The organism is Azospirillum lipoferum 4B (assembly GCF_000283655.1).
In the GTDB taxonomy this organism is placed as follows: Bacteria; Pseudomonadota; Alphaproteobacteria; order Azospirillales; family Azospirillaceae; genus Azospirillum; species Azospirillum lipoferum_C.
In genome coordinates, this window is record NC_016586.1 from 1 (window position 1) to 10,000 (window position 10,000).

Genomic DNA, 10,000 nt, shown 5'->3' on the forward strand with positions numbered 1-10,000 from the left:
AAGGAACCACAACACGGCAACGTGAACAGCAACGAGCGCGCAGCGCTCGTTGCTGTGTCCCTAACGGGACGGGATCATGGACAAGTGAAGATGAAGTGCAAGTGACCGAGGACGCTCCTCGGCCGGCAAGCTCACAAGGCGCGCTGGCTGGGAGTAGCATCGAACGGCGGAAACAGTTGGCCCTGTCGGTCAGCTCGCGAGCAGGCTTGTTCCTGCGCGTGGCGCAAGCGTTTTCGTTGGAGTTGAGATCAAGCGTCTGAAGGGCATCTGGTGGATGCCTTGGCACTGAGAGGCGATGAAGGACGTAGCACGTTGCGATAAGTCACGGGGAGCCGCGAGCAGGCATTGATCCGTGAATTTCCGAATGGGGAAACCCACCGCGTCAAGCGGTATCCCACACTGAATCCATAGGTGTGGGAAGCGAACCCGGCGAACTGAAACATCTAAGTAGCCGGAGGAAAGGACATCAACCGAGACTCCGCTAGTAGTGGCGAGCGAACGCGGACCAGGCCAGTCATTCGATCTACATAACCGGAACCGTCTGGAAAGTCGGGCCATAGCGGGTGATAGCCCCGTACGGATAAACCGGATCGAATGCTCGAGTAGGGCGGGGCACGTGAAACCCTGTCTGAACATGGGGGGACCACCCTCCAAGCCTAAGTACTCCTCAGTGACCGATAGTGCACCAGTACCGTGAGGGAAAGGTGAAAAGCACCCCGACAAGGGGAGTGAAACAGTTCCTGAAACCGGATGCCTACAAGCAGTCGGAGCCTCTTCATGGGGTGACGGCGTACCTTTTGTATAATGGGTCAGCGACTTAGAGTATGCAGCGAGCTTAAGCCGGTAGGTGGAGGCGCAGCGAAAGCGAGTCTGAATAGGGCGACCGAGTTGCATGCTTTAGACCCGAAACCTGATGATCTAGCCATGGGCAGGTTGAAGGTGCGGTAACACGCACTGGAGGACCGAACTCACGCCTGTTGAAAAAGTCGGAGATGACCTGTGGCTAGGGGTGAAAGGCCAATCAAATCAGGAAATAGCTGGTTCTCCGCGAAAGCTATTTAGGTAGCGCGTCGCGTATTGCCGCGGGGGGTAGAGCACTGGATGGGCTAGGGGGGCGCGAGCCTTACCAAACCTAACCAAACTCCGAATACCCGTGAGCAGAGCGCGGCAGACAGACGGTGGGTGCTAAGGTCCATCGTCGAGAGGGAAACAGCCCAGACCGCCAGCTAAGGTCCCCAAATCACGGCTAAGTGGGAAAGGATGTGGGAAGGCCATGACAACCAGGAGGTTGGCTTAGAAGCAGCCATCCTTTAAAGAAAGCGTAATAGCTCACTGGTCTAGTTAAGCCGGCCTGCGCCGAAAATGTATCGGGGCTCAAGCCGTGTACCGAAGCTGCGGGTGTGATCTTCGATCACGCGGTAGCGGAGCGTTCCGTAAGCCTGCGAAGGGTGTCCGTGAGGCCGCCTGGAGGTATCGGAAGTGAGAATGCTGACATGAGTAGCGACAAACAGTGTGAGAAACACTGTCGCCGAAAGTCCAAGGGTTCCTGCGCAAGGTTAATCCACGCAGGGTGAGCCGGCCCCTAAGGCGAGGCCGAAAGGCGTAGTCGATGGGAACCAGGTTAATAGTCCTGGGCCTGGCGGAGGTGACGGATGGGAAAGCGTGTATGTCCTTATCGGATTGGACATGCTGTGGACCTGTTCCAGGAAATAGCCCCGCCGTATAGACCGTACCCCAAACCGACACAGGTGGACTGGTAGAGTATACCCAGGCGCTTGAGAGAATGGTGTTGAAGGAACTCGGCAAATTGCCCTCGTAACTTCGGAAGAAGAGGGCCCCGTTGTGGCGCAAGCCATGGCGGGGGGCACAGACCAGGGGGTAGCGACTGTTTACTAAAAACACAGGGCTCTGCGAAGCCACACAAGGCGACGTATAGGGTCTGACGCCTGCCCGGTGCCGGAAGGTTAAGAGGAGAGGTGCAAGCCTTGAATTGAAGCCCCGGTAAACGGCGGCCGTAACTATAACGGTCCTAAGGTAGCGAAATTCCTTGTCGGGTAAGTTCCGACCTGCACGAATGGCGTAACGACTTCCCCGCTGTCTCCAACACCAACTCAGCGAAATTGAACTCTCCGTGAAGATGCGGAGTTCCCGCGGTCAGACGGAAAGACCCCGTGCACCTTTACTACAGCTTTGCAGTGGTGCTAGGGACTTCATGTGTAGGATAGGTGGGAGGCTTGGAAGCCTGGGCGCCAGCCCGGGTGGAGCCAACCTTGAAATACCACCCTTGAAGTCTCTGGCATCTAACCGTGGCCCGTTACCCGGGTCCGGGACCCTGCATGGCGGGTAGTTTGACTGGGGCGGTCGCCTCCCAAAGTGTAACGGAGGCGCGCGATGGTGGGCTCAGAGCGGTCGGAAATCGCTCGTCGAGTGCAATGGCATAAGCCCGCCTGACTGCAAGACTGACAAGTCGAGCAGAGACGAAAGTCGGCCATAGTGATCCGGTGGCTCCACGTGGACGGGCCATCGCTCAACGGATAAAAGGTACGCCGGGGATAACAGGCTGATGACTCCCAAGAGTCCATATCGACGGAGTCGTTTGGCACCTCGATGTCGGCTCATCACATCCTGGGGCTGGAGCAGGTCCCAAGGGTTCGGCTGTTCGCCGATTAAAGTGGTACGTGAGCTGGGTTTAGAACGTCGTGAGACAGTTCGGTCCCTATCTGCCGTGGGTGTCGGAGTTTTGCGAGGATCTGTCCCTAGTACGAGAGGACCGGGATGGACATACCTCTGGTGCACCGGTTGTCACGCCAGTGGCATGGCCGGGTAGCTAAGTATGGACGGGATAACCGCTGAAAGCATCTAAGCGGGAAACCCACCTCTAAACCAGAGCTCCCTTGAGAGCCGTGACAGACCATCACGTCGATAGGAGGCATGTGGACGGGCAGCAATGCCTGAAGCTAAGCCTTACTAATCGCTCGATCGGCTTGATCTCGACACCACAAACCGCGCCATGCGCAGCAGCAAGCCTGCTTGAAGGCCCTGCTTGACGCAACACCGCCAGTTCGATACTCCTCACTCACTTGCACGACAGCGAATGCGCTTCGGAAAGCGTCGGTCTTGAGCCTTGGTGACCTGGTGGTCATGGCGAGGTGTCAAACACCCGATCCCATCCCGAACTCGGCCGTGAAAAGCCTCCGCGCCAATGGTACTGCGTCTTAAGACGTGGGAGAGTAGGTCGCCGCCAGGTCACTCAGCCTCAAGAGACGCCAAACCCGAAGCACAAACGCTGGCATCTTCGCACATATCCGAAACGCCCCGGTTCTCACGAGCCGGGGCGTTTTTCGTGTTGCGTGAGCGATCTTTTTCACCATGCGGAAAGCCTGCCGCCGATTTGCGGCAGATCAATCGTTCCCGGTTTTCTGCTCCCTACTCTTTCTTCACCGCACAACATCAAGGGGGAGCGAAACCATGAAGGCAATCGATCTGATGACGCCGCGGGTCATCACCATCGGCACGGACGCGACTGTCGCCGATGCGGCCAGGAAGATGCTGGAGAACAATATCAGCGGCATGCCCGTGCTGGATGCTGCCGGCAAGGTGGTCGGCATCATCAGCGAGGGCGACCTGCTGCGCCGGGTGGAACTCGGGACCGAGCGCCACCGCTCCTGGTGGCTGGGACTGGTATCCGGCGGCACTCTGCCGGCGGAGGACTTCGTCAAATCCCATGCCCGCAAGGTCGCGGACGTCATGACCGCCCATGTCACCACCGTCGACGAGAATGCCTCGCCCGAGGAGGTGGTGCGGTTGATGGAAACGCGGCGAATCAAGCGCGTGCCGGTGGTCCGCCAGGGCACCTTGATCGGCATCATCAGCCGGGCGAACCTGCTGCGTGCCTTGGCCAGCGTCTCGCCGGAGACCCCGGCGGCGGCCCCTGACGACCGTGTGCTGAAGGAGCGTGTCTCTGCGGCGGTGAAGGAACTGTCCTGGGATTCGCGGTCGCATGACGCCATCGTCGTCCGCAACGGCGTCGTTCATCTCTGGGGCTTCATCAGCAGCGCGTCCCAGCGCGATGCCATACGCGTTGCGGCGGAAGGCGTTCCCGGCGTGAAGGCGGTGGAGAACAACATCCAGGTCGTCGATCCGGCGGAAAGCGGGGCCTGGGGTCTGTAACGGAGCCGGTGGTTTGGTTGGGCATGGCCGGTCTACTCCGGCCATGCCCGCCATCCCGAACGGGTCAGATCCGACCCGGCAGCCGCGCGCCGACGAGGTGGGTCGCCTGCGCCCCATATTCGTAGGCGGCTTCACGCACCGCACGGCCGGCGACCGTATCCGGGGCCGTGTCGGGAAGCGGCATCTCCGCGTCGGTGAGTTTGCCGGTGATGCGGTCGGCAAGGCAGCGGCCGAGAACCGTGCCGGGCGCGATGCCGCGGCCGTTGTAGCCGCTGAAGCCGATCACGTTGCGGCCCAGCCGGTGGAAACGGGGCAGGTTGTCCTTGGTCATCCCGATCTGCCCGTACCATTCGGACTCGAACCGCACCGGACCGAGCTGCGGGAACAGAGCGGCAAGCGAGCGCTGCGCCCAAGCCCGGTGCACCGCGATGCCCGTTCCCCGCAATGCGCCGACGCTGCCGAACACCAACCGTCCCTGACGGTCGAACCGGTAGGAGCTGAGCACCGATTTGGTGTCCCACACCCCCTGCCGCTCCGGCAATATGGCTTTCCGCATCGCGTCGGACAGCGGCTCCGTCGCCAGATTGAAGTAGGGCAGGTGGACCTGCTCGGTGCGAAGCTGCACCCAGGGGCCGATGCTGTAGGCGTCGGTGGCGACGATCACCCAATCGGCCAACACACTGCCGGTGGCGGTCTTCACCTCCCATTTGCCGCCGGTTTCGCTTGCCGACTGGACGGGGCTGCGGGTGAAGATGCGGGCACCCGCCTTCACGGCGGCGGCGGCCAGCCCGCGGGCATAGGCCAGCGGCTGGATGGTGCCGGCCCGCAGGTCGAGAAGCGAGCCGGTATAGGCCCTGGTGCCGACCTTCTCCGCCGTTTCCGCGGCGTCGAGCAGGCGCACGGGCGCCCCGCGCTTCTGCCAGATCGCCGCCCGCTGCTCCAGTTCGCGCAAGCCCGCGGGACCGACGCCGCAGTGGAGGGTGCCGCTGCGCTCGTCCTCGCAGGAGATGGCGTGCTTCTTGATCAGATCGAACACGGCGCGCGGAGCATTCCCGAGCAGCTCGATCAACCGCTCGCCATAGACCGGCCCCAGCGTGTTGACGAGTTGGTCGGGCATCACCCACATGCCGGCGTTGACCAGCCCGACATTCCGCCCGGCGCCGCCGAAGCCGATCTCCACCGCCTCGACGACCACCGCGTCGACGCCGCTTTCCGCCAGATGCAGGGCGGCCGACAGGCCGGTGTAGCCGGCCCCGACGATCACCACGTCTGCCCTGACCGCGCCGCTCAGCGGCGTGGTCGGTGGCGCCGGCGGTGCCGTCCGTTCCCAAAGCCCATGCGACCGCGGATCGTTCAGCATTCCCTGTGGTCCTTTTCCCGTGTTCTTGCCCGCCTGTCATTCCCGGCCGGAAACACCGCCCGGACCGGTTCCGTGAGCGCAGCGGGTCGCCGTCTCAACGGACAGCTGGGAAGATTCGCTTGCCTACCCCCTTCGACAAAGTGATGTTTGCTCAACCAGTCATTCCCCATGAGAATGAGATGCAGAGCCCCCGCCGCTTCCTCCCCTCTCTGTCCCTTCTGACTGCGTTCGAGGCGGCGGCGCGGACCGGCAGCATCACCGCGGCGGCGAAGGAGCTGTCCCTGACCCAGAGCGCCGTCAGCCGCCAGATCAAGGCGCTGGAGGAGTTGCTGGACGTCGAGCTGTTCCACCGCGAACGGCAGACCATCCGCCTGACCGCAGGCGGGGAGTATTATGTGCGGGAAGTGCGCGATGCACTGCGCAAGATCAGCACGGCGTCGCTCAACCTGCGCGCCAACCCCTATGGCGGCACGCTGAGCGTCGCGATCCTGCCGACCTTCGGGGTCCGCTGGCTGGCGCCGCGGCTGCCTGACTTTCTGACGCAGAATCCGGGTGTGACCATCAATCTGGTGACGCGCATGGCGCCCTTCGATTTCCGGCTGGATCCCGTCGACGTGGCGATCCATTTCGGCCGGCCGGACTGGCCTGGCGGGGAGATGGCGCTGCTGCGCCGGGAAACCGTCATCCCCGCCTGCAGCCGCGATCTGCGCGACCGTTTCGCTTTTCGGCAACCCGGCGACCTGCGCCTTGCCCCGCTGCTGCACCTGACCAGCCGCCCCGATGCCTGGGAACGCTGGCTGACCCTGCACGATACGCCGGCCGATGGCGTGCACGGCATGCTGTTCGACCAGTTCGGCACCACCATCCAGGCGGCGGTCGCCGGGCTGGGGGTGGCGCTGCTGCCGCTTTTCCTGATCGGGGAGGAGTTGCGGTCGGGGCAGCTGGTGCCGGCTCTCGACCTGCCGATGGAAAGCGAGGACGCCTATTATGTCGTGTGGCCGTCGGAACGGGCGAGCTATCCGCCGCTCGCAGCCTTCCGCGATTGGATCCTGACGGAAAGCCGGGAGGAAACCCATGGAGTGCCGTCGCACGCAACATCATGAGCTTTCCTCATCAAGTCGGTAAAAACAATCGCAATCCAATGCGGCGCTTCGTTGCTATAGCTGGGCCATGGGAGGGGCCGGGAGAGCGACCGGACCGGTCCGACGCAGGCAACGCGAGCGAGATTTGCAATGAGTGCCCAGAGTTTCATCGACCCCGGCTTCATCGGCCCCGATGCGATCCGTACCTTGTTCTCCACCGCCATGTCGGAGATGTACCGGACGGAGGTGCCCGCCTATCAGACGCTCGTCGAACTGGTTTGCGAAGTAAACGAGGCGGTGCTGGCCGCCGACCCGGCGGAGCGCCACCGGCTGGAGGCCGCGGGCGGTCTCGCCCGCATCACGGAGGAGCGTCACGGCGCGATCCGGCTCGGCACCGCGAATGAGCTGTCCACCATGCGCCGCCTGTTCGCGGTGATGGGCATGCAGCCGGTCGGCTATTACGACCTGTCGGAAGCCGGTGTTCCCGTCCATTCCACCGCCTTCCGTCCGGTGACCGACGAGGCGCTGAGCCGCAATCCGTTCCGTGTCTTCACCTCGCTGCTGAGGCTCGACCTGATCGCCGACGCGGGACTGCGGCAGGAGGCGGAACAGGTGCTGGCCGCGCGCAGCATCTTCACCGCCGGTTGCCTCGCCCTGATCGAAAAGGCCGAGGCGGCCGGCGGGCTGACGGAGGAGGAGGCCACCCGCTTCGTCGCGGAGGCGCTGGAAACCTTCCGCTGGCACAGCCGGGCCAATGTGCCGCTGGAGCTCTACAAGCGGCTGCATGACGCCCATCGGCTGATCGCCGATGTCGTTTCCTTCAAGGGACCGCACATCAACCATCTGACCCCGCGCACGCTGGACATCGACGCAGTGCAGCGGATGATGCCGGAGAAGGGCATCGCGCCCAAGGCGGTGGTGGAAGGTCCGCCGACCCGGCGCTGCCCCATCCTGCTGCGCCAGACCTCCTTCAAGGCGCTGAGCGAGCCGGTCGATTTCCGCGATGGCAACGGCTGGCGTTCGGGCGTCCACACCGCGCGTTTCGGTGAAATCGAACAGCGCGGCATCGCGCTGACGCCGAAGGGCCGTGCGCTGTACGACGCCTTGCTGCAGGATTCTCGTCGACTCGTCGCCCCTGCGGCCGACGGATCCAATGCCGCCGAGTATATGGCGGCCCTGCAGGAGGTCTTCGCTCCGTTCCCAGACAGCTGGGAGGAAATCCGCCGCCAGCAGCTCGGCTATTTCAGCTATTCCCTGACCGAGGCCGGACGGCGCAACCCGCCGGCACCGGATGCCGATCTGGAGGCGCTGATCGCGGCCGGTCTCGTCCGGTTCGATCCGGTGGTCTATGAGGATTTCCTGCCGGTCAGCGCCGCCGGTATCTTTCAGTCCAACCTGGGCGACGATGCACAGCAGGATTTCTCCGCCAGCCCGAACCAGCAGCGCTTCGAAGCCGATCTCGGCACTCCCGTCCTGAACCCGTTCGACCTCTATGCGGAGATCGAACGGGCCTCCATCGATGCCTGCCTGTCGGCGATGAGCCCGGCGACGGCGTAGGTCATACTGCAACCGCGGTGGCGGGCCGGAAGGCGCCCGCCGCCAGCCAGTCTTCGAAGGCCGCCGGCGCGAGCGGGCGGGAGAACAGGTAACCCTGTCCGAGGTCGCAGCTGTGCAGGCGCAGCCACTCATAGGCTTCGACGGTCTCCACCCCCTCCGCCACCACCCGATAGCCGAGATCGTGGGCAAGCTCGATGGTGGAGCGGACCATGATCTGGTCGCTGCGCTCGGTGGCGATGGAGCGGATGAAGCGCTGATCGATCTTCACCGCCGTCGCCGGGATGTCCTTCAGGTAGGACAGCGCGCTCTGGCCGGTTCCGAAATCGTCGATCTCGACCTCGATCCCCAGCCGGCGCAGTTGGTCGAGCTGCCGGTCGACCACCGCCCGGTCGGTCATCAGCGCGCTTTCCGTCACCTCGAAATCGATCCAGTCCGCCTGCACCCCGTGCCGGTCCAGCATGGCGGCCACCCGGTCGGCGAAGTCGTTGGCCCCGAGATCCAGCATCGAGATGTTGATCGAGACCGGCAGCGCGATCCCGCGTCGGCGCCACCGTGCGATCTGGACCAGCACTGCCCCGATCACCCACTCGGTCAAAGGGCGCACCAGCGCCGTCCGCTCGGCCAGCGGCACGAACTCCGCCGGAGAGATCGGCCCCAGCTCCGGATGGGTCCAGCGCAGCAGCGCCTCGGCCCCCATGCAGGTGTCGGTGCGTAGGTCGATCTTGGGCTGGTAGGCGATGTGCAGCTGCCCGCCGCGCCCCGTGGCGGTACCGGTGGCTTCCGCTTGGGAGCCGCCGATCGCTTCCGTCAGGTTTCTCAGCAGCAGGAAGGCGCGGTGGGAGGCGCGGTCCTGCTCCTCGTCATAGGCGCACCAGGGTTTCTGCGTTTCCAGCGACTGGTGGGCGGCACTGGCGGCTGCACGCAGCAGTTCCACGCTTCCGCCCGGCCGGTCCGGATGATGGACGAATCCGATGCCGGTGGAGACCGCGATGGGCACCCCCTGGTAATGGAAGGGGCTGCGGATGGCGTCGCCGATGCGGTCGAGCGTGGCCGTCAACTCATCCTCATGCCGGTCGATGAGGATGCAGGCGAAGCGGGCTGGCGACAGGTGGTAAAGTCGGGTGCGGTCCGGTAGGCAGGCGGCGATGCGGCGGGCGCAATCGACCTCGAACGCGTCGGCGCTGACCTGGCCCAGCACGCGGGTCAACTCGGCGTATTGCTGGGAAGCGGCGGTGTCGATCACCACCAAGGTCAAACGGGTGCGATCCTCGCCGGCTGAGGCCGCCAGCAGAGCGTCGATGTCGGCAAGAAGGCGGAAGCGGTTCGACAGCGAGGTGACCGGATGCAGGTAACCGACGGCGCGCCGCGCCTCGATATGGGCCATCACCATCGCCGACAGGTCGCGCAGGGTCTCCTCTTCCTCGGGCGACAGGGCGGGGCGGGGCTGGTCATCGATCACGCAGATGGTGCCCAGCGTCAGGCCGTCGGCCGTCCGCAGAGGGGCGCCGGCATAGAAGCGAATGTGCGGATCGCCTGTCACCAGCGGGTTGGCGGCGAATCTGTGGTCCTGGCGGGCGTCGCCGATCACGAGGAGAGACTCGGACTGAAGCGCATGGGCGCAAAATGACTGCTCACGCGGCGTTTCCCGCGCCGGCAGGCCGACCCGCGATTTGAACCATTGCCGATCACGGTCGACCAGCGAAATCAGCGCGATCGGCACATTCAGCAACTTTGCGGCCAGTCGGGTGATCTGGTCGAAGGCCGGCTCCTCGGGAGTATCGAGCAACTCGTAGCGCTGAAGGGCGGCAAGCCGGTCTTCCTCCCGTAACGG

5 protein-coding genes and 2 rRNA genes (1 of these 7 cut by a window edge) are annotated in these 10,000 nt (G+C 64.0%); 5 read left to right on the forward strand and 2 right to left on the reverse strand.

The window, feature by feature from the left end; all coding sequences use genetic code 11:
- The first annotated feature begins 246 nt into the window (after positions 1-246).
- From AZOLI_RS18415 to AZOLI_RS18425, 3 genes are all read left to right on the forward strand, one after another.
- Positions 247-2,992, forward strand: a 23S ribosomal RNA gene (locus tag AZOLI_RS18415).
- A 139-nt stretch (positions 2,993-3,131) separates the two neighbouring features.
- Positions 3,132-3,247: ribosomal RNA gene (gene rrf / locus AZOLI_RS18420) — 5S ribosomal RNA — on the forward strand.
- A 221-nt stretch (positions 3,248-3,468) separates the two neighbouring features.
- Positions 3,469-4,170 carry a CBS domain-containing protein gene (locus AZOLI_RS18425; protein WP_014188663.1) on the forward strand — a complete coding sequence of 234 codons (702 nt, stop codon included), beginning with the start codon at positions 3,469-3,471 and terminating at the stop codon, positions 4,168-4,170.
- Between the two features lie 64 nt (positions 4,171-4,234).
- Here AZOLI_RS18425 and AZOLI_RS18430 read toward each other — a convergent pair whose 3' ends face one another.
- Positions 4,235-5,530 carry an NAD(P)/FAD-dependent oxidoreductase gene (locus AZOLI_RS18430; protein WP_014188664.1) on the reverse strand — a complete coding sequence of 432 codons (1,296 nt, stop codon included), beginning with the start codon at positions 5,528-5,530 and terminating at the stop codon, positions 4,235-4,237.
- Between the two features lie 179 nt (positions 5,531-5,709).
- On the opposite strand from AZOLI_RS18430, the gene AZOLI_RS18435 reads away from it, so the two are divergent.
- Positions 5,710-6,633, forward strand: coding sequence for a LysR family transcriptional regulator (locus AZOLI_RS18435; protein WP_014188665.1), 924 nt, complete (start codon positions 5,710-5,712; stop codon positions 6,631-6,633).
- A 129-nt stretch (positions 6,634-6,762) separates the two neighbouring features.
- Complete coding sequence (gene hglS / locus AZOLI_RS18440) at positions 6,763-8,169, forward strand: 2-oxoadipate dioxygenase/decarboxylase HglS (protein ID WP_014188666.1); 1,407 nt, start codon at positions 6,763-6,765, stop codon at positions 8,167-8,169.
- A 1-nt stretch (position 8,170) separates the two neighbouring features.
- Here hglS and AZOLI_RS18445 read toward each other — a convergent pair whose 3' ends face one another.
- Positions 8,171-10,000: the 3' portion of a putative bifunctional diguanylate cyclase/phosphodiesterase gene (locus tag AZOLI_RS18445; protein ID WP_044552051.1), read on the reverse strand. It continues 12 nt past the right edge of the window; the window shows 1,830 of its 1,842 coding nt (coding positions 13-1,842); its start codon lies beyond the right edge, outside the window; its stop codon occupies positions 8,171-8,173.

Bases quoted from the DNA above. Each gene is read 5' to 3' on its own strand.
- AZOLI_RS18425 (WP_014188663.1), top strand. From the start codon at position 3,469: ATGAAGGCAATCGATCTGATGACGCCGCGGGTCATCACCATCGGCACG.
- AZOLI_RS18430 (WP_014188664.1), bottom strand. From the start codon at position 5,530: ATGCTGAACGATCCGCGGTCGCATGGGCTTTGGGAACGGACGGCACCG.
- AZOLI_RS18435 (WP_014188665.1), top strand. From the start codon at position 5,710: ATGCAGAGCCCCCGCCGCTTCCTCCCCTCTCTGTCCCTTCTGACTGCG.
- hglS (WP_014188666.1), top strand. From the start codon at position 6,763: ATGAGTGCCCAGAGTTTCATCGACCCCGGCTTCATCGGCCCCGATGCG.